The sequence below is a fragment of the Stenomitos frigidus ULC18 genome (genome assembly GCF_003003795.1).
GTDB classification, from domain to species: Bacteria; Cyanobacteriota; Cyanobacteriia; order Leptolyngbyales; family Leptolyngbyaceae; genus Stenomitos; species Stenomitos frigidus_A.
In genome coordinates this window covers 39,562-58,878 of the sequence record NZ_PVWK01000121.1, presented here as the reverse complement: position 1 = coordinate 58,878, position 19,317 = coordinate 39,562, and the positions used below count along the sequence as shown (strand labels likewise).

16 protein-coding genes are annotated in these 19,317 nt (G+C 49.3%); 8 read left to right on the top strand and 8 right to left on the bottom strand.

Annotated elements, in window-relative coordinates; translation table 11 throughout:
- The first annotated feature begins 274 nt into the window (after positions 1–274).
- Both C7B82_RS22110 and C7B82_RS22105 read left to right on the top strand, forming a co-directional pair.
- A complete protein-coding gene (locus C7B82_RS22110; RefSeq protein WP_106258703.1) occupies positions 275–658 on the top strand; it encodes a PadR family transcriptional regulator in 384 nt (127 codons plus the stop codon).
- A gap of 211 nt (positions 659–869) precedes the next feature.
- Complete coding sequence (locus C7B82_RS22105; RefSeq protein ID WP_106258646.1) at positions 870–1,400, top strand: cofactor assembly of complex C subunit B; 531 nt, start codon at positions 870–872, stop codon at positions 1,398–1,400.
- A 210-nt stretch (positions 1,401–1,610) separates the two neighbouring features.
- Here C7B82_RS22105 and C7B82_RS22100 read toward each other — a convergent pair whose 3' ends face one another.
- Positions 1,611–1,928, bottom strand: a complete 318-nt coding sequence (locus C7B82_RS22100) for a DUF3155 domain-containing protein (RefSeq protein WP_106258644.1) — start codon at positions 1,926–1,928, stop codon at positions 1,611–1,613.
- Between the two features lie 636 nt (positions 1,929–2,564).
- Between C7B82_RS22100 and C7B82_RS22095 the strand changes: the two genes are divergently transcribed.
- Positions 2,565–3,974 (top strand): GAF domain-containing sensor histidine kinase, encoded by a 1,410-nt coding sequence (locus C7B82_RS22095; protein WP_245940042.1) that lies wholly within the window; start codon positions 2,565–2,567, stop codon positions 3,972–3,974.
- Positions 3,975–4,622: 648 nt separating this feature from the next.
- On the opposite strand, the gene C7B82_RS22090 is transcribed toward C7B82_RS22095, so the two are convergent.
- Positions 4,623–5,849, bottom strand: a complete 1,227-nt coding sequence (locus C7B82_RS22090) for an S-layer homology domain-containing protein (RefSeq protein ID WP_106258702.1) — start codon at positions 5,847–5,849, stop codon at positions 4,623–4,625.
- A 431-nt stretch (positions 5,850–6,280) separates the two neighbouring features.
- Here C7B82_RS22090 and C7B82_RS22085 point away from each other — a divergent pair, with 431 nt between their 5' ends.
- Positions 6,281–9,559: a PAS domain S-box protein gene (locus tag C7B82_RS22085; RefSeq protein ID WP_106258641.1), complete on the top strand. Its 3,279-nt coding sequence runs from the start codon at positions 6,281–6,283 to the stop codon at positions 9,557–9,559.
- A 132-nt stretch (positions 9,560–9,691) separates the two neighbouring features.
- Here the strand turns inward: C7B82_RS22085 and C7B82_RS22080 are convergent, their stop codons facing one another.
- Positions 9,692–10,468, bottom strand: coding sequence for an RNA polymerase sigma factor SigF (locus tag C7B82_RS22080; protein WP_106258639.1), 777 nt, complete (start codon positions 10,466–10,468; stop codon positions 9,692–9,694).
- Positions 10,469–11,202: 734 nt separating this feature from the next.
- The gene (psbO, locus tag C7B82_RS22075; protein ID WP_106258700.1) at positions 11,203–12,033 is read right to left on the bottom strand and encodes a photosystem II manganese-stabilizing polypeptide; all 831 of its coding nucleotides are present in this window, start codon (positions 12,031–12,033) and stop codon (positions 11,203–11,205) included.
- Positions 12,034–12,471: 438 nt separating this feature from the next.
- Between psbO and C7B82_RS22070 the strand changes: the two genes are divergently transcribed.
- Complete coding sequence (locus tag C7B82_RS22070; protein ID WP_219904634.1) at positions 12,472–12,843, top strand: hypothetical protein; 372 nt, start codon at positions 12,472–12,474, stop codon at positions 12,841–12,843.
- 199 nt (positions 12,844–13,042) lie between these two features.
- On the opposite strand, the gene psbM is transcribed toward C7B82_RS22070, so the two are convergent.
- Together psbM and C7B82_RS22060 are read right to left on the bottom strand one after the other, a co-directional pair.
- The gene (gene psbM, locus C7B82_RS22065; protein ID WP_106258638.1) at positions 13,043–13,159 is read right to left on the bottom strand and encodes a photosystem II reaction center protein PsbM; all 117 of its coding nucleotides are present in this window, start codon (positions 13,157–13,159) and stop codon (positions 13,043–13,045) included.
- A 176-nt stretch (positions 13,160–13,335) separates the two neighbouring features.
- Entirely contained in the window at positions 13,336–13,641 is a 306-nt protein-coding gene (locus tag C7B82_RS22060) for a 2Fe-2S iron-sulfur cluster-binding protein (protein ID WP_106258698.1), read from the bottom strand.
- A 533-nt stretch (positions 13,642–14,174) separates the two neighbouring features.
- Between C7B82_RS22060 and psbB the strand changes: the two genes are divergently transcribed.
- The 3 genes from psbB to C7B82_RS22045 all read left to right on the top strand — a co-directional run bounded on the left by psbB (position 14,175) and on the right by C7B82_RS22045 (position 16,768).
- Positions 14,175–15,707: a photosystem II chlorophyll-binding protein CP47 gene (gene psbB, locus C7B82_RS22055; protein ID WP_106258636.1), complete on the top strand. Its 1,533-nt coding sequence runs from the start codon at positions 14,175–14,177 to the stop codon at positions 15,705–15,707.
- Positions 15,708–15,851: 144 nt separating this feature from the next.
- The gene (locus tag C7B82_RS22050) at positions 15,852–15,947 is read left to right on the top strand and encodes a photosystem II reaction center protein T (protein WP_106258635.1); all 96 of its coding nucleotides are present in this window, start codon (positions 15,852–15,854) and stop codon (positions 15,945–15,947) included.
- A 359-nt stretch (positions 15,948–16,306) separates the two neighbouring features.
- The gene (locus C7B82_RS22045; protein ID WP_106258696.1) at positions 16,307–16,768 is read left to right on the top strand and encodes a GNAT family N-acetyltransferase; all 462 of its coding nucleotides are present in this window, start codon (positions 16,307–16,309) and stop codon (positions 16,766–16,768) included.
- Positions 16,769–16,973: 205 nt separating this feature from the next.
- Here the strand turns inward: C7B82_RS22045 and C7B82_RS22040 are convergent, their stop codons facing one another.
- Both C7B82_RS22040 and C7B82_RS22035 read right to left on the bottom strand, forming a co-directional pair.
- The gene (locus C7B82_RS22040) at positions 16,974–17,993 is read right to left on the bottom strand and encodes a long-chain acyl-[acyl-carrier-protein] reductase (protein ID WP_106258633.1); all 1,020 of its coding nucleotides are present in this window, start codon (positions 17,991–17,993) and stop codon (positions 16,974–16,976) included.
- Between the two features lie 338 nt (positions 17,994–18,331).
- Positions 18,332–19,027, bottom strand: a complete 696-nt coding sequence (locus tag C7B82_RS22035; RefSeq protein WP_106258632.1) for an aldehyde oxygenase (deformylating) — start codon at positions 19,025–19,027, stop codon at positions 18,332–18,334.
- Positions 19,028–19,317: the final 290 nt, after the last annotated feature.

Below are 19,317 nucleotides of genomic sequence, written 5' to 3'. Positions count from 1 at the left end.
TTGCTGGAATAGTTAAGGTTTCTCATTCTTGACCTTAGCGTACGTAGGTTTAATGGCTCACCCAGGTTTAACTAACTAGGCGATCGAGCTGGTTACGAGCAGAAACAGGAACGAGCACCCAACGGCATTAAATTTCTACTTCGGTAATAATTTAATGCTTTCGGATGATGTAGCCCCTTAGGGTGTCATTGCTAGGCTAGGTATATTGTCCTCTGTTCACCCTGCGACTCTTTGCAGTGAAAATGAACTAACTCGTAATGTCTGGATGGGAAAGATGAAGTTTGACGATATTTATCAGTTTTTCCAAGCGCCACCACCGTTCTACCTCAACAAAGAGTTGGCGGTCTGTTATGTCCTTGCCGTTCTGTCGCGTGGCGATTCATACGGTACAGAGTTGATTAACCTGTTGGAGACCGAGTATCCAACCTACCGTCTCTCTGACACCGTACTGTACAGCGCGCTGAAATTCTTGGAGGAGGAGCAGATTATTGAGGGCTATTGGAAAAAGGTTGAAGGCCGCGGTCGCCCTCGCCGTATGTACCAGATCAAGTCCGAAATGGCACAGCAGGCGCAAGACCTTACCCGGTTGTGGTACGACTATGTCAGAAATCACAGTACTGTGGTTCACTCAAATGGGTTAGCTCCAAGCCACAATTAGCATTCAATGTGTCTGTTTCAATGTGGCTATTGCTGACTGTGCGATCAAGCGTGTGGCGTTTCAGTTTTCGAGCACCTTTAGATACCAGTTGATTGAGCTTTAGTTGCAATGATCTAGGGGAGTGAATGCTAACACTCCCCTATTTTGATTGGGTTCGCATCACTTAGACATAAACTAGATAGGTAGACTGTTTTAAGCAAGAGTCCTGAAAATGAATGCTTCCGTTCTGCCATCAACCTTTGTGCTGACACTTTTGATGTCGGTAGGGCTGGTATTTTTTATTCGGGCTTCGGTCAAGGATCGCATCGAAGTGATCAGGCTTGGCTCAGAGCAGTCAGCGGTAGCGCTGCTAAACCAGCTGCAGGCTTATTTTACGCAACGCGCCTACCGCCTTGCGGCAACCGATGCGACACAGCTTCAAGCGACGTTTGAGGGAGTTGTCAGACCCAGCCTGCTAATGGCTACCTTTTTGACCCTGCTGGCTGCGATCGGTTTCCTCTGCCTTGCACTGATGCTGTCTATTCTCTTTCCTGGTTTCTCTGAGGCTCTGCTAGGGCTAACGTTGTTGTCTCCAGTGGCTGGGTTATTTTACTGGCGTGGGGCTGCACGGCCTGAGCAGGTGGTGCTTCAGGTTGAAAAGGAGGGCGCTTCAGAGCAGGGCACAGTCAGCATTGTCACGGTGACAGCGCATCGTGATGAATTAGCAGCACTGCAGCGAAACCTTCCCTTAACGCTGCTTTAAGCCGCGTGCAGGTGCGTTGGGTAGGAGCAAGGTTATAACGCTACTGCCGCATGTTGATTCAAGCTTGTGCATAAGCTCGTTGTAAAAGCCAAACCCCGCCTGAAAGCTTTCAAGCGGGGTTTTTGATTCAATGCTTCGTTTATCGAGGTCTTGAATATTGTGAGAGTAAGAAAATACTCACTGTCAATTTTTAAAACTGTCATCCGGACTTCAACAGCTCTGCGCCACCACTGGAAGCTCATCAGCTTCTTCATCCGACAGTTTTAAACTAGGGAACAGAAAATGGTTTTCTTCAACGTATTGTGCCCCAAACAACCCCTTCTCTGCCCAGAAGTACCGATCCGTGGTGTGCTCATTGCGCTTTACTAGCAGCAGAGCTGGCGGCGCAATGCCTTCTGAGTGGATGAATTTTCGGGCTGCTGTGACTGGTTTGTCCTCTCCGCATTCGATGCTAAATTGAGGCACATTTTCCAGAATTCTCCGACCTTCCTGCCGTCGACGGCTTTTCCGCTTACGTCTCCTTGCCAATCCCGTTACCCCCTTTGTTGTCGATCAAGTGTAGTGATAGTTACAAAGACGACGCAAGTATATCGATTCGGGACTAAAATTTCAACTTCTTTTAACCCATTGATACAAACATTAAATCTTCCCTTGGGCAGAAATTAAGCGATACCATACAGTCAGAGCGTTCTAGCCTGAAAAGAGTAGCTTGTATCATGGCTCTTTAAGCAGCCTTCGTGATTAACGAGCCTTAGTCTACCCAAAGCATAGCAACCGCAGCTTCGAAAAAAACATCAAAGAAACATCAATATTTGAACTCAGGGCCTTCCGTTTGCTCTTTGCCAGGTATTGCTTCAAACGCGTCGGCATTGTAGAAAGAAGAACGATATGGAGGGGCCTGTGTAAGCGATCGGGCCTAAGCGTTTCATCATGAGGCCTCACAGCTATGATTGCCCTGCATCAATCGCCTCATTTAAGGAATTCCTTACATCCCTGGATAGAGTGTTTGAGGCGTAGATAACCGAGCTATGCTTGAGGACAAGTAGGGAGGAGTGGCTATCGACTACTCTTAAACGTCGATTCATGTTGATGCTGACTAGTTCAGAATTCATTGCCCTTTGTCGGGCTCAGATTATACTCCTGACCCAAGCGTTAGGTGCATCTTTGAGCGTTGTATATCTCACACAGGAGCTGTCAGAAGGTGCCGAGACACAGCTGATACCGATCATGGCGTATCCAGAGTCGGCTCTTGATTGGCAGGCACAGGGGATGCCGCGATCGCTCATGTCTGCAACTGACACAATTAACGCCAGCCCTCGTCTCCTGGCTGATGATCAGCCTACCCTGCCTCAAGCTAAACAACTTCCAGGCTTGCCGCACCGCCAAACAACGCCTCCCTTGCCTGAAACCGCATCGGATTGGTTTAAGGCTGATGCCGATCGCACTCCACAGGCCGATGCAAGTAACGCAGGACGTGCGGCAATCGTCGCTGAGCGCCGGGTTGTTTTGCCGCTGATGCACGAAGATGTGGTCCTGGGTCTACTGGTCACCGAACGCAACGATCGCCCCTGGACGGAGTGGGAGCAAACGCAAATTCATCAGATTGCTGAGACGTTGGCGATCGCATGTGTGCTCGATCAGCGCTATCAGTGGTTAAAACAAGACCATCGCCAGCAGCAGCAGCTTCAAGAACAGCAGCATGATTTACTAGATAATTTGCTGCATCAGTTTCGTAACTCTCTGACCACGCTTCAGACCTTTGGCAAGTTAATTCTCAAACGATTGTTACCAGAGGATGGTAATCGTGAGATTGCTGCCAGTCTTGTGCGTGAAACAGCGCGTTTGCGTGACCTTGCCCAGCAGCTTGAATTGGCTGTAGCGGGAACCGAAGCCGTTACTGTGCCGCCACTGGCGTTGCCCCCTGCTGTGCAGCGGCAACTGGACGATCCTGCTGCCGCTGCTAGCCCCATCCTTCAACAAGACGCACAACGGTTGCCTCTTTTACCAGCGGCCGGTTTTCTGTCAAGCACCCCCTTGTCTTTAGTGCCTTGCCAACTAGCGGCAGTACTGGAGCCACTGCTAGCTGCGGCAAGTGCGATTGCCCAAGAGCGTGACCTCAAACTACTTACCGATATTCCCGACGATCTGCCGCCGGTGCAGGCAGAGGCTCAGATGCTGCGGGAAGTCTTGAGCAATGCGATCGACAATGCCTTAAAGTACACTCCCACTGGCGGGCTGGTGCTAGTGCAGGCGAGCGTGGGAAACGTAAAGGGTCAAACTGCAGACGACAGACGACAGGCAGCAGAAATTGCCATCACAGATACGGGGCCAGGCATTCCACCTCAAGACCTGCTGCATCTCTTTGAGCGGCGTTATCGGGGTGTTCAGGCCCAAACCGCTATTCCTGGCAGTGGTCTAGGATTGTCGATCGCGCGTGCTTTAGTCACACAAATGCAGGGTGAAATTGATGTGTTTAGCCCTGCGCGGAGAAGCTGGGTGCAGACGGATGCAACAAATACTATGACCGCACAAGGCCCCGGTACAACGGTTGTTGTGCGACTGGCGATCGCTTAGGACTTGTTAAAAAATATAGCAATAGACAGATGGGTTAGGACGGGGTGCAGGGGTGGAACCCCTGGCTGGGGGCAACGCCCCCACCCCCCTTTCATCCCCATGTCCTAAACGTTGTGACGATCGCCATAACCCTCTTCTGTCACTTTCGCTGGAGTGAATTCTAAAAGCCCTGCCTAGTGCCTCTTTTTCAATAAGCCTGTCAATAAGTATCAGAGGAGCGAAACTGCTACACAGCATAGCTTTCATCTTTTCATCTGCCTAGAGTGATTAAAGAGGGATAACTGCATACGTTTGGATTAGCTACCAGCTATCAGCTTTTCTCTAACGGCTGACCGCTGATGGCTGATCGCTGATGGCTGACCGCTGATGGCTGACCGCTACAGTCCATGACGTTATTGCTTTACACCCCTTAGTTAGCTATTAATTGCAGCAGAATTTAGGAGTCAGAATCCAGGAGTTAAGGCTGTTGGCTTCACAGGCGAACCTGTAGCCAGTGATTTTAGAAGGAGTGCAAAAGGCTACAAACAAAGCCCTTAGGCTTAGATGTGTCCTTACATCAAGCTGAAGATACTGTCTTTGCTACCAGCTCTTAACCCTCTAACCACTGACTACTAACCACCGACTCCTTACTACTGACTACCACACGTTCTAGCGAATCACCAGATCGGATGTCAGCGTCAAGTTCAAATCCGTATTGGGGTTGATCACCAGCAGCTCTACTTTGTCTTTGCCAAGGAAGAATCCGGCAAGCGCACCAACGGCTGCACCGGGCAGAACTTCCTCAGCCTTGATGGTGCGATCGCCCGTGACTCCAGCAATGCCAGCCGCTGCGCCAGCTCCGACAACGGTACCAGCGATAATTCTGCCAACATTGGCGCCTTTGCGGATCGTCTCCGTTTTGGTAATCAACTCAGAATTGGCGCTCACAGGTAACTGCGTACCATCTGGCAGCACAATCTGGCTGGCAACAAACTGGGCACCGCCCTGGGTCGTTTGCAGTTGCCCATTCACGTCGCTATTGACTGGAATCAGCACCTTTCCTTGGGCATCAACAATGTTCTGCGACACTTTTAAGGTCAGTGGTGCGGGATTGGGTTCGTTTTTAGCAAGCAGAATTTTGTCTGCTTTTTCGTAACGTAAAGGGAGCGCTGTGCCAGCCGGAATGCGGATTCCTTGTGGTACTGCTCCAACAATGTACGGTGAATTGATTGCCGATGCTTGCCCGGCGCTGACCAACGCTTGATACACAAACGCTGCGACTTCAGCCCGGGTTGCCGTCTGATTCGGACCCAGCGTCTTCACATCGGGGTAGTTGACGACAATCTGCTTTTGAGTCGCTGCCGCAATGCTAGGACGAGCGTAGTCGGGAATGCTAGCAGCGTCATTGTATGCAACCAGCACACTATCGACCGAACCGCTAGCGGTATAGTTCAAACCGTTGGCGAGTGAGACTAGCACTTGGGCGCGAGGAATATTTTCGCTCGGCCTAAAGGTATTGCCAGGGTAGCCTGCCAAGAAGCCAGTCGTGTAGGCCGCTTGAATCGCATCCGCTGCCCAGAAGCCAGCCGGAATATCCGTAAACTGCACCGGATTGCGAATGGGAGTTTTGTTAAAGGCTTTGCGAATAATAGAGGCGAACTGAGCACGCGTTACTGGCTCTTCAGGACGAAAAGATCCATCCGGAAACCCAGCGATGATGCCCCGAGTGACCAGTTCTTGAATAAAGCCGCTTGCCCAGTAGCTGGAAGGTACGTCTGGAAACGTGGTTTGGGCAGACGCGGGAGCCATTATGACGATCGGTGCCCCGGTTCCCGCAGTCATCCCAAGAGCAACCAAAAGGGCCGTCCCAGATTTCCACGCATTGACATAAGACATGGGAAAGATCTCCAAGCGATACATTGATGATTCGTTAGATTTATAGACCTTGAGGGAGCCTGAAGGTTCCTTTGAAGGAAATTCAGCGAAAAGCTTCGATTTTCAGCACAAAAGCCGTGATTTCAAGTCTCACGATCGAGAGTGTCTTCTCTCCTTCTAAAATTGAAGACGAATGGTTATGCAATTAGTTGCTGTTAAAACTGGCAAAGAGCTGCGACGGAAAGTTGACCGTGATGATACCCGTTCCCCGCACAAATGCACGATTATTTTCTCATGCTCTTTAAAGAATGGGTTTATGCACGTCTGGTACAGTGCTGCAATAAGCCAACGAGCCTAAATTCTTCCTTTGAAAATGAGTTCATCTCAGGTTTTAACAGCAAGATGGGATAGAAGCAGTAAATAAGCAGACGCGTTACTTGCAGGAATTGGCGATGATTCTTGACACAGCTGACTTACAGACAATTCGGGACTGCTGTCGAGATGAGGCAGCCTTTGAGCGTCTTCTCAGTGTCCTGGCGGGTTCTCTGGCACCACCAGAAACTCCGCCACCGCCACCGCGACAGATCTGGTATGAAGCCATCTTGCAGGCATTACCCGATCGCGTGTTTCTCGTTAACCGCAATGGCGACAGCCTGGATTTCAAAGGCACTCCAGAGGACACTGAACACGGGTTTAGCCGCGAGGCGATCGTGGGCACCAATCTGCGCGAGTTTCTGCCGCCTGATTTGGCTCAAAGGTGCCTGGATGCGATTGCCCGTACCCTCGACTCAGGCACACTGCAAACTTTGGAGTACCAGATTCCTACAGCCTGGGAAACCGCTGCAGGGGAACTGCGTGACTATGAAGTCCGTTTAGTCGTGAGTGGCCCCTCTGAAGTCTTGGGGATTGAGCGGGATATCACCGCGCGTAAGCGCACCGAGGAGGCACTACGCGAACGCGAATATCGCTATCGATCGCTCTACACCAATACGCCTGCCATGCTGCAGTCGATCGACTGTCATGGTTGTTTGATCAGTGTAAGCGATTACTGGTTGTCGTCTCTGGGCTATACACGTAGCGAAGTGTTGGGTCGTCAAGCGGTGGAGCTAATGACGCCAGCATCGCGCCACTACGCCGAAACCGTCGTGCTGCCGGAGTACTTTGCAACGGGCGTGTGCAAGGATGTGCCCTATCAATTCGTGAAAAAGAATGGCGAAATTATGGATGTGTTGCTATCTGCAATCGCCGAATGGGATGCGGACGGCTCCATCATTCGCTCCTTAGCTGTTCTAACCGATGTCACCGAACGTAGGCGCGCCGAACAAGCTAGCGATCGCGCGCGACGACTGTTTGCAGAAGGTCCAGTCGTGGTTTTTCGTTGGCTGGCGCAAACAGGCTTCCCAGTCGAGTATGTTTCTGCCAACGTCAGCCAGTTTGGCTACCAACCAGAAGACTTCACCAGTCGGAGCCTCCTTTATGGCGACATTATCCATCCTGATGATGCCGCTAGAGTGTCCGCAGAAGTAGAGGCTGGTAGCGCCGTACACTTAACAGCGATCGAGCAGGATTACCGCATCATCACCGCCGATGGAGAGGTGCGCTGGGTTTATGACTTTTGCAGCTTGATTTGCAGCGAACAGGGGCACCTGACCCATTACGAAGGCTACATTCTAGACATTACTGAACGGAAGCGATCAGAGCAAGCCTTACGCGAATCAGAAGAGAAGTTTTCAATCGCCTTCCGTTCCAGCCCCACCGCCATCACCCTGACGACGCTGCAGCCAGCCGCTTTGTCTCGCATCATTGATATCAACGATAGCTTTCTAGACGTTACAGGCTATCAGAGAGAAGAAATCATTGGGCTCACGATCTCAGAGCTAGATCTGTGGGTTGACCCGGCAGCACGTGCCCAGATGTTGCAGACGCTTCAAGCCTCTGGGTCAATACATAACCTGGAAATGAAATTTCGTCGCAAATCCGGTGAAATAGGGGTAGCTCTCCTTTCTGCGGAAATCATTCACCTCAAAGGCATCTCTTGCTTGCAGACGGTCACAATCGACATCACCGATCGTAAGCGTACAGAAGAAGCACTCCAAATCAGTGAAGCGCGAAATCTAGCGTTTTTAAACGCCATTCCCGACATGATGTTTCGCATTCGTCGAGATGGCGTTTACTTGGACTGCAAAGCCGATCAGGAAAGCGATTTTGTGATATCACCTAGTCACATGATTGGCAAAACTGTCTACGAGGTACTGCCTCTTGCCGCAGCCGAACAGCGTATGGCGTATATCGAGCGCACATTGGAAACAGGTGAAATCCAAATTTTTGAATATCAACTGCACAATCGGGGTGAACTGCGTGATTATGAAGCCCGTTTAGTGGTGAGCGGCAAGGATGAAGTGCTAGCCATCGTGCGTGACATTACGCAGAAGAAGCGAGCGATCGCACAATTACAGGCAAATGCTGAACGCGATCGTCTATTAGGGTTGATTGCCCTCCGCATCCGACGATCGCTCAATCTGGATCAAATCCTTACAACGACCGTTGCTGAGGTTCGTCAATTCCTGCAGGTCGATCGCGTCTTTATCGGCCAGATTGATGCGGCATGGCAGGGCAAAGTGGTTGCAGAGTCTGCCGCTCCGGCGTGGGGTTCGATCCTTACATGGATCGCTGATGATATGTACCTGCGCGAAATTCGGGCACTCTTTGCTCAAGGGCAAGTGCAGGCGATTGATGACACCGCTACCGCTACCGTATCGCCTTTGCTGGCAGATTATTACACGCGCTGTCATATCAAAGCCAGTCTGGGGGTGCCCATCATCCTTGGCGACGAATTTTTCGGCGTGTTAATTGCCAATCAGTGTGACAACCCACGCCCTTGGGCCGCCTTTGAGGTGCAGCTCTTAGAGCAATTAGCGGTGCAGGTAGCGATCGCCATCCAGCAAGCAGGGCTCTATCAGCAAGTGCAGACGCTTGCCGCCAGTCTCGAACATCAGGTGCAGGAACGTACCGCTCAACTACAGCAGAACATGCAAGAACTCCAGGAACTTAGCCAAACCAAAGACGACTTTCTGAACGCCGTTTCTCATGATTTGCGGACACCCGTGATGGGTACGATGATGGTGCTCAAAAATCTGCAGCATAAACCGGGCGCTACGGTCGCCATTTCCCGCTCTGTCTTGGACCGGATGCTACAAAGCAGCGATCGCCAGCTCAAGATGATCAATTCTTTGCTAGAGGCGCATTCCAGCGAAGCAGGGGGCATCAATCTAAACTGCGAACAGCTACATCTGGGTAATCTGGTACGGGCGATCGTGGACGATCTAGAACCTCTACTGGTCGAGAACCAGGCAACGCTGATCAATCAAGTGCCGTTTGATCTGCTACCCGCCACTGCTGATCCGGCGCTGATTCGGCGTGTGTTTGAGAACCTCCTCACGAACGCCCTCAAGCACAATCCGCCCGGATTACAGCTGACTTTAACGGTTGCGATCGAGGACGATCTCATCCGCTGTAATGTTCAGGACAATGGGGTGGGTATGACTGCCAGCGAGTGCGATTCCCTTTTCGAACGCTACGCTCGTGGTACCCGTGCTCGTCGCTCTACTGGCATCGGTTTGGGTCTCTATCTTTGCCGACAAATTATCACTGCTCATGGTGGACAAATTGGTGTGAGCAGTACGCCAGGTGAGGGTGCTACCTTTTGGTTTACGCTCCCGCTGACAACCTAAGGCTGCCGCTTAGGAATGAGAATGAAAGCAGCTTGAGCGTTCGTCGGAGCGAAACTTGCTTGAAAACCAAGAGCGGCAGAACTTAATCATGTTCTGCCGCTCTTGATCAATGCTGCAATTGGCTTAGAACGGTTAGTCCTCAGCCCCTACCATGAGATGCTGAAGTGACTCTAATCCTTTTTTGACTCGACGAGAAACCGTTACAGCACTGATACCGAGTCGATCAGCAGTCTCTTTCTGGGTTAAGTCATGAAGAAAGACAAACTCCAAAATTTCACGAGTTCGTTTCTCCAACTGGACTAACGCCTGCTGCAACCGTAGTTGATCTTCTTGCGCTAGCTGAAAGCTCCGATACTGGGTATCTGGCATCAGTTCACCCAGCGACGACGCCCCTTCTTCCTCATCGCGGATGGGTGCATCTAAACTGAGCATGGCGCGGTTGCGGCAAGCGAGCTTAATCTCTTGCCACTCAGCTAAGCTAATGTCGATCGCCGCTGCGATTTCTGAATCGATCGGTTGACGCTTCAGCTTGACTTGTAACTCTCGTACTGCCAATACGGCCTGCCGCTCTAGCGCTTGCCAACGGCGGGGAATACGCACAGAAGGGCTTTTATCACGCAGGTAATGCTGAATTTCACCCCGAATATAAGGGATGGCAAACGAACTGAAGGCGTGTCCTTTGGATAGATCGAACCGCTCGATCGCTCGAATTAAACCAATCGAGCCAACCTGAAGCAAATCCTCGTAGCACTCGTTGCACTGGTTAATCCAGTGATGAGCTTCTTTTCTGACTAAGCCAATATTGAGTTCCACCAATTGATTACGAACCTGAGGACAAGGTGATTGTTGATAGGCTCGCAAAAGCTGCAAACTCTCGCTTTTTAATTCACAGTTAGCTGTCGTAAGCATGACGAATTTCAGTCGGTAGAGCAAGTGACATCAGGACTATTCAAACTTCAGTCTTGTTTGATGTTCAGCAAGGGCACACTGATTAAAGGCAGATACCGGGTTTAAAGCAGACATCGGGGACAGGGGCTCTTCAAAGGACTGGTAACGAACTGGGAGCACTCAAGTGTTCAATAGAACGTACCAAAGTGGTGTGGTCAGGGGCAGCGCATTCAGCGTCACCAAACATTGTGCTAACGTCCTACCGTTACAAACCAACCTTATCCGTTCCTGTAGGCTCCTAGCAACGGCATTCTTACGGACTTAGGGTGTCTGTGAAACCGCCTCAAGGCCGGGTTTTTACCAAGTGCTGGAGCACCATTATTCAAGAAGCATTCTACACAGTCGTCACTCCCTCAGCAACGTACCACGAACTCACTAATTCTACGGAAATGTAAGGGAGCAAAAACTAATTTTTACGAAGTCTGCTTCAAGCGGCTAACTGTACGCTTAATTTTCCAGACTGAAGATTCAGTGTTTATGCACAAAAAAAGGGGCATGAAGCCCCCTTAAAATGAAAGATAGCGATTGGATCAAAAGATAGTAGTACCCTTTGAACTGCCGTTTTTTGGGCCAGGAGTGAAGTGCCTTCAAGACCGATACCCAGTCAAACAATTGATGAGTACGCTGCGGTAGTGATGAACTGCTGGTGCACGTTCAGCGCAAACACATAGAGACACCTAAGTAGATTCACACGCCTACACTGCCGTTTGCTCAACGCGAGCATAGAAAAGACCACGAATCTTGATATCGCTTGCCTTTTTAGAACCCATATCGGTTTCAGACGGCTGTTCACTTTCAAACGTGCCCGCAATTTCACCTGTCACATTGTCAATTTTGGCAACCCGAAGTGAAATTTTGCCCTTATCGAGCTGAAACTGTTTGGTGTTTTCTTTTGCTAATTCTTCGTCGTCCGCTTGTCCAGGAAGGCCAACCGCATTGTCATAGCCAGCAGTCAAACCACGCCCTTTGGGGTCGAGGAAGTTAGAGGTTCGGTATGAGGGTACCTTAAAGACGCCCTCAAAATCAGTTGATGTACTGATGCTGGTTGTCCCTGGCTCTGTTGTAGCAACCAAATTCTTGATGGTGAAGAGAAATGGCACACGCTCACCACCGGGAAGCTGAACGGTAATGGCTTGGAAGTCAATACCGTCTTGTTCAACAAATGTCAGGCTCCCGTCAGGATTGACGTTTAGCTTGCCCTCTACCGACTCGATACTGGAGGTGTAGCGGGTCATTAATTTAGCGGAAACGAATTCTGCTTTTTGTCGCTTGTTAGCAGATTCTTCCTTGACCAGGAAGCTTGTCGGCTGCAAGCAAAGAGAGGTGAGGGAGTAGGACTTGTCAGGATCGATCGGAATCGATCCACGAGACGTTTCTTCTAACTGAGGGCAACTGTTAGCCAAACCTGTACCTCGAATCTGATCGTAGGTTAGAGCTTCTTTAGCAAACGCTGGGCTTGTAGAAAAAGCGGTCAACAGGCTAAAGCAAAGTGCCAGAAGTGCAACGGTTAAAGCGCGGTACCTCATGAAAACCTCAATATCAACGTAAATATTTTTTTGCCAGTGCAATCCAGAGCCGGGTTTCAATGGTCTTCGTTCATAAGGCAGGAGGGTTGCCCTTTCAACAAAGATGACAGCAGGCACGCTCCAAGAAAGCCCAGACGCTAAGTATCTGAGACAATGCCCGATTTTCGAAGAGACAGATTGAACCACGCCTACACTTGACTAAGTTCTCATGTCCCCGGAATGATTTAACAAAGGTTTCATCCTGCATTTTACATGGCAATGTAACCTTTACTTTGACTTCAGCAACAAAATTGGTGTGATGGCGACAGTCGTTGTCCATTGAGAGTCGCGGGTAAGTGAAGGGCAGCCTGTTCAGGATGTTTTTATTGACTGTGCCAGAGTACGCTAGAGCTAAACTCTGGCCAAATGGGCTGATGGCGTTTACAGGGATACACTTTGATGAGCAATCGCGATCGTTCTAAGACAGAACAGCTTGAATTTGAATCGAAGCTAAAGTCTCTTGGCGACACCATTCGAAATTTAGCCAATGCTCGGCAGGGGGAAAGCTTGGCTTTGCTGTCACTACTGAGGATGTTAGAAGGCTTACACCAGGAGATCCGCGATAGCCTTTTTCAGGATTCCTTACCTGACAACCGCCAGGCGCTATACAGTCTTTTGAAAGACATTGAGACGTCTGGTGGCTGGCCTTATATTCATCGTATGAAGCTAAGGGCCTTGCTCAGCAATTTTCAAGATCTCTCGGATGAGGATATGGGCGCGATGTTTACAACCCTATCGCCTGTGGCACCCGTAGACGAGACGATCGACTAGGGCATTTATGCGCAATCAACTTTTCTCAGCACCACGTTGCTGAGAAAAAGAGGGTCTTTAGATGCAGATCCTCAGTAAAAAGCTATCCCTTCAATTGGTCAAGCCTCAGACTAACGAAATCGATCGGCCTCATAAACAGAAAGCGCTAGAGGTAAATGCCTCCAACGCTTAAAGGGTAAAGAATGCTGGGTAGCATTGCTTAGGAATCTTTATTGGCATTACTGCTTGCCGTTTGAATGTAAAGGATGAGCAGAAAAACTGCTGGAACCAATACAAAGAGGATGCTTGCAATAAATCCTAGATCGTTGACTTGCATAAGACTTGCCTAATTTTTAGATAGCGCTGCATCGACACAAATAGAATACCACTGTGCGATCGCCCCCTGCAGCGTGTAAAACCTGGTTGAGCCTTTCGAATCGTTCTAAAGCTTATTTCTCTTTAGACATTATTTCTTCGGAAAGCTGTTGTGGCGGCTGAGAGTACGGTGAAGAATTATTTGGCAGACGGCTTAGTCTTGACCGTAACAGCGCCGTTAACAAGGGTTTGACAGGCTAAACGGTAGGTTGCAGGCTTCTTCTTCAGCTTCTTTTTTTCGGTCTCAGTGGGCGGTGAAAGATTCTCCATCCCATCGACAATTTCAACAATGCAGGTGCCACATTGACCGTAGCCACCGCAATTCGTCATTTTTCCGACAAAAGTATAAATATCAATACGGTTCTCTATGGCTTTAAGTCTTAGGTTTGCGCCATCTGCCACAACAACTTCTCGATCTTCCTTTAAAAATTTGATGGTAGTCATTGACTTGATTTCCTTTAAGAGAGCAGTGGCGCTATTGGCAAACGAAACGGGGCGCGCTTGGCATGTCGGTTTGCATCCCATTTGTTCCTTACTCCGACAGAGAAGTCAAGCACGGAGGCCAAAAGAGCCTTCTTGCCAATGCTCCTAAACGCGACGGACCTGAATGATTCAAGTGTTCACAGCCTACCGACTTTGCCGCCTCTAAAATTTCCGCGCTACTTCGAGCGGGGGATGGACTGTGTCTGTTACACAAGTTCACAAAAACGCGTCCAATTCCCTCAAAACTCTGGCAGAGTCATCCTTTGCTTGCAATCGGTTCTCACACTGGTTACACTTCTTTATACGCTTTCATTTTCATAAACACGGCTGGTAGATTGCGATTCGACTCTATTTGAAGGTCGAACTGGAGACCAGATTGAGGAGTGCAGAGTTGAAGTAGCCTCAGACCTGGTACATTTACCAATGTCCGGCGCTTTAATAAAATGTTTAGGAATACGTTGAACTAGAGCTATTCACAAGGAGGAGCGTAGTCAATGGGACTACCCTGGTACCGAGTACATACTGTCCTTATCAATGATCCCGGGCGGCTGATTGCAACGCACCTGATGCACACTGCACTGGTGGCGGGCTGGGCAGGTTCGATGGCACTCTACGAACTAGCAATTTTTGATCCTAGCGATCCAGTTTTAAATCCGATCTGGCGGCAGGGCATGTTTGTACTGCCATTCATGGCACGTTTGGGTGTTACTGGTTCCTGGAGCGGTTGGAGCATCACTGGTGAAACTGGTGTTGACACTGGCTTTTGGTCGTTTGAGGGTGTTGCTGCTGCACACATTATCCTTTCCGGTCTGTTGTTTTTAGCTGCTTGTTGGCACTGGGTTTACTGGGATCTGGAGCTTTTTAGAGATCCTCGCACGGGTGAGCCTGCACTGGACTTGCCAAAAATGTTTGGCATCCATCTGTTCTTGTCCGGTCTACTCTGTTTCGGTTTTGGTGCGTTTCACTTAACTGGCCTTTTTGGCCCTGGCATGTGGGTTTCTGATCCATATGGTCTGACTGGTAGCGTTCAACCGGTCGCGCCCGAATGGGGACCAGCAGGATTCAACCCCTTCAATCCAGGGGGCGTTGTGGCACATCACATTGCTGCGGGCATTGTTGGCATTATCGCGGGCCTATTCCACTTGAGTGTTCGACCACCAGAACGCCTGTACAAGGCACTACGGATGGGGAATATTGAAACGGTGCTGTCTAGCAGTATCGCCGCCGTTTTCTTTGCAGCGTTTATTGTTGCAGGTACGATGTGGTTTGGTAGTGCTACGACACCGATCGAACTGTTCGGTCCAACGCGCTATCAGTGGGACAGCGGTTTCTTCAAGCAAGAGATCGAGCGTCGCGTGCAGTCGAGTTTAGCTAGTGGCGACAGTTTGACCGATGCTTATGCGGCCGTTCCTGAGAAACTAGCGTTCTATGACTATGTGGGCAACAGCCCTGCTAAGGGTGGTTTGTTCCGCACTGGTCAGATGAATAAGGGAGACGGAATTGCTCAATCTTGGTTGGGTCACCCTGTTTTCAAAGATAGTGAAGGTCGAGAACTGTCGGTACGTCGCTTGCCCAACTTCTTTGAGAACTTCCCTGTTGTCTTGACTGACAAAGATGGGATTGTACGAGCAGACATTCCGTTCCGTAAGGCAGAGTCAAAGTATAGCTTTGAGCAGAATGGTGTGACTGTTAGCTTCTACGGCGGGGCATTGAATGGTCAGACATTTAAGAACCCAGCAACGGTGAAGCGCTATGCTCGCGCTAGTCAGTTAGGCGAACCATTCGAGTTCGATCGTGAAACGTTGAATTCAGATGGTGTCTTCCGCACTAGCCCGCGCGGCTGGTTTACCTTTGGTCATGCAGTCTTTGCACTTCTCTTCTTCTTTGGTCATATTTGGCACGGTACTCGCACCATCTTCCGTGATGTCTTTGCGGGTGTCGATCCAGACCTGTCTGAAGAGCAAGTAGAGTGGGGCTTCTTCCAGAAGGTGGGTGACAAGAGCACCCGTCGCAAAGAAGCGATCTAGAGCTTTTGTTGTGGCATTCTCAAGGAGGGGTAAGCAACTTATACTGTTGAACGTTAGCTTTGCTAAGCGTTAGTAAAAAGTTGTTGACCCCTTTCTAGCCTTGGTTGATAGACTATCCTTAGCAAATGGTTGAGAGATTTTACGATGGAAAGCGTTGCTTACATTTTGATCCTTACTCTAGCGATCGGCGTTCTCTTTTTTGCGATTGCCTTTCGGGAGCCGCCCCGCATCGGTAAGTAATTCGTGACCGTGTTGTAAGACTCTTATGTCACTGCATAGATGGCTCGGTAAGCTTGATGGTTGATATAATCTGACAGCTGAATGTGCACAAACATGCAAACAAAATTTATCTGTTCACACACAGAAAAGCATAAAATCCCACAGTCTTAGAGCGCTAAAGCTGTGGGATTTTAGTCTGAAAGAATCAAAAGTGCAACGACCTTAATCTTCTCGCTTTATGTTTTTCTTGAACCATAGTTAACAGCATTGACGGAGTGTTTCTGAAATCGCCCGACCTCATTGTTCGTTCTGCTCGCTTAAACGATTTAGCAAACCTTGTTGAGGTTCTTTCCGATAGCTTTTACCCTCGCACTGGTCTCATGCGTTTTTTTCAGCCCGTCCTTCGGCTTGGCGTGTATGAAGACTTGCGTCACCGCTTGCGCTCATCTTTAGCATCTGACTACGTGTGTCTTGTTGCTGTAGTGACTCTGCTAGATGGTGAATCTGATCTGGTGGGAACCGTTGAAATTACCTTCCGTTCGACAAGCCCGTTTCAATTTCGTAGCCTGCCCTATCCTTATCTCTCAAATTTAGCTGTGCGCTTGGAGGCTCGTAGACAAGGAGTCGCGCAGACTCTTTTGCGTCGCTGTGAGACCATCGCTTTAGATCTGGGTTTCCAAGATCTCTACCTGCATGTGTTAGAAGATAACCATCAGGCTAGGCAGCTTTATACTAAAGCGGGCTATCAATCCAAGCAAACTGACTCCCTCTGGTATTGCTGGTTTTTCAGACAACCCCAGAAGCTGCTGATGCACAAGCGGCTCGCTCGTCTTTCTCAATAGTCTGCTGTTAATCGGTTTCTGTTGATGCTGAATTCTAGCTACGAATGAAAACAAATTTGCACGTTTGATCAAGACGCGCTACTAGAGAGCTCCTTGTCGCTTTGCTTGCAGGCAAAATAGTCTAAGAGAAGCATGACTACTCCTGCCTCTTTCTGTACAAAAACGAATAGGTAGGAATGTCTTTGCTCAGGATGCCAAACACCCACTAAACGAGCAGTGGTCTAAACCCATGCTTAACTGAAACTGCGCCAATTTGCTCCATCTTTTCCACCGTAATATGGTTACGCCCCCAGGAAAAATTGGTGTGCCATTTTTCGAATTCAAGAAGCATTGACTCAGCAAAACAAGCAAAGAGTTGACGAGCTGGAATGTCCATGTTGACAATTTTCATGATACGCCAGTCAATATCGAGAGAATGCTCTACGATACCGCCATTCAAAACACAAACGCTCTCTCCTTGAACTTTGGTCGCCAAGTTTTTCGGATAACCACCATCAATCAACAGACAGGGCTGTTTTAAGGTTGCTGCGTCAATCTCTACGCCTTTAGGCATACTGGCGACCCAAACAACAATGTCTGCTTGCGGCAGTGCTGTCTGTAAATCTAGAATTTTGCCACGGCCAAGCTCATCTTGTAAGGCTTGCAGTCGTTCCTGATTGCGGGCAATGAGCAGGAGTTCCGCTACATCAGTGCGAGTGTTGAGCCAACGGCAAACAGCACTACCAATATCGCCAGTCGCGCCACAAACGGCAACGGTTGCTGTAGAGAGATTGATGCCTAGCGCTTGTGAGGCCTGCTCAACTTGGCGGCAGATGATGTAAGCGGTGTGAGTATTACCGGTGGTAAAGCGCTCAAACTCCAGCATGACATTACGGACTTGTCGAATCTGCTGCAAATTGAAGTTTTCAAAGATGATAGAGGAGAAACCGCCAAGTGCTGTGATGTTGATACCATGCTTTTGAGCGTGGGCCATCGCATTGACGATTTTGCGAGTAGCAGCTTTGATGCGGCGAGCCGCTAACATTTCGGGGAGAAAGCAAGATTCGACATAGCGACCTTCAATGGTCTGACCTGTCACACTTGTGACTTTGATGGTATCGACGATTTGCGGCGGGGCACTACACCAAAAGTCAAGACCTTGATTGGCGTACTCGGGGTACCCCAATTCTTCGGCGACTGATTGAGCGTGCTCTAGGCTAGTGAGATGACCGATTAAACCAAACATGAACTACTCTGCAAAACTTAGAGAATTTTGATGGAAACGGATTCAATGATGAGCAAACTTCAAAGAGCATGACCAGATCGTGCCCAAAAATACCAATTCACTTTCGAATTGAGCGATCGGTCAATAAAAACAGTCATGCTAGTGATTATCTGCAGTAATAGGAGTTGACAGCGATCGCCGCCAACTCCCTAATGAGCTTGAGTTTGGAACAAATACGAGGCTGAATGTGGAGGATCTCTCTTGGCGACTCAGCTTAAAGCAGCCTCTTCGTACCGAAAGCCACTCTTTGGAGCCCAGTTCACAAGAACTAACAAGGAGTCCTGCGTCTTGAGGAGCCGCTAGGCTGCCGAAAGACCCAGCGCCGACATCCGCATGATTTCGCGCGTGCTGAAACCAATGTTTTCCAATGCTTCTCCGTATTGGATCATAAAATCTTCAACAAGCGACTCTTTCTCCATGCCTAGAACATGAGCATCCTTCTCTACCTGATTCAGCATTTGCCAGACCAACGGTAGATTTTGACGATTGGCCGTCTCTAGTTCGGCTTTGGCTGTCTCGAAGTGCGCTTTCAACCACTCTTCGCCAAAGTTGAGGTGGCTATATTCCTCTTTGACAACGCCTTCGGTAATCTTGCGGGCAAAGTCGTCAGCGACGGGAATATAGATGTTGTAAGCTGCGATCGCAAAGCATTCAATGATCAGCGACTGAATCAATAAACAGGTCACAACGTTGTTCTGAGCAGCGGCAGACTGAAAGTTTTCGTGCAGTTTGGAGAAGAACTCGCGGGCAAACTTTAAGTCGGGCGTCACCTTGAGATTGCGTCCACAGGCTTCAAAGCCTTTTTTATGACGATGCTCCATTTTTGCTAGGCTCAGCAATTGATCGTTGTGATCTGGAAGCAAGTCAGCAAGCCTGATATAGTTTTCGTTGGCTTCCTGCTCTCCCTCGATCACGATCGCATTAATGCGGCTGTAAGCGTCTTTGTAGGTTTCACTGTAAAAATCAATTGCTGCACTAGCCTCAAGCTGCGGCATAAGTCTATTGTCTCCTCAAGAATGCAGCCGATAGTATTTCGGCATAGGACGATCAAGGTAAGAAATTTGGTGCATTGCAACGAAATGGTTAAATTCGTGCCTATATCACTTTAGCTCTTTCCTGAAGGGGATCGACCAATTAGCCAAAGATTCCGTTCCCGCTCACGCAAATAATGCTGTAAAACTCCTCTCCGCCGCAGTTTATGCTTTAAGGCAGTTAAGGCGGACAGCTTTTGATAGAGAAAATGTAGGCTGTCAGCGGCTTTTGATCGCCATTTTCAGTCAGCGAC

Excerpts from the sequence above, each read along its gene's own strand:
- C7B82_RS22035 (WP_106258632.1), bottom strand. The coding sequence starts at position 19,027 with ATGCCGCAGCTTGAGGCTAGTGCAGCAATTGATTTTTACAGTGAAACC.
- psbO (WP_106258700.1), bottom strand. The coding sequence starts at position 12,033 with ATGAGGTACCGCGCTTTAACCGTTGCACTTCTGGCACTTTGCTTTAGC.
- C7B82_RS22080 (WP_106258639.1), bottom strand. The coding sequence starts at position 10,468 with ATGCTTACGACAGCTAACTGTGAATTAAAAAGCGAGAGTTTGCAGCTT.
- C7B82_RS22085 (WP_106258641.1), top strand. The coding sequence starts at position 6,281 with ATGATTCTTGACACAGCTGACTTACAGACAATTCGGGACTGCTGTCGA.
- C7B82_RS22040 (WP_106258633.1), bottom strand. The coding sequence starts at position 17,993 with ATGTTTGGTTTAATCGGTCATCTCACTAGCCTAGAGCACGCTCAATCA.
- C7B82_RS22090 (WP_106258702.1), bottom strand. The coding sequence starts at position 5,849 with ATGTCTTATGTCAATGCGTGGAAATCTGGGACGGCCCTTTTGGTTGCT.
- C7B82_RS22050 (WP_106258635.1), top strand. The coding sequence starts at position 15,852 with ATGGAAAGCGTTGCTTACATTTTGATCCTTACTCTAGCGATCGGCGTT.
- C7B82_RS22110 (WP_106258703.1), top strand. The coding sequence starts at position 275 with ATGAAGTTTGACGATATTTATCAGTTTTTCCAAGCGCCACCACCGTTC.
- C7B82_RS22045 (WP_106258696.1), top strand. The coding sequence starts at position 16,307 with ATGCGTTTTTTTCAGCCCGTCCTTCGGCTTGGCGTGTATGAAGACTTG.
- psbB (WP_106258636.1), top strand. The coding sequence starts at position 14,175 with ATGGGACTACCCTGGTACCGAGTACATACTGTCCTTATCAATGATCCC.
- C7B82_RS22105 (WP_106258646.1), top strand. The coding sequence starts at position 870 with ATGAATGCTTCCGTTCTGCCATCAACCTTTGTGCTGACACTTTTGATG.
- C7B82_RS22060 (WP_106258698.1), bottom strand. The coding sequence starts at position 13,641 with ATGACTACCATCAAATTTTTAAAGGAAGATCGAGAAGTTGTTGTGGCA.
- psbM (WP_106258638.1), bottom strand. The coding sequence starts at position 13,159 with ATGCAAGTCAACGATCTAGGATTTATTGCAAGCATCCTCTTTGTATTG.
- C7B82_RS22070 (WP_219904634.1), top strand. The coding sequence starts at position 12,472 with ATGAGCAATCGCGATCGTTCTAAGACAGAACAGCTTGAATTTGAATCG.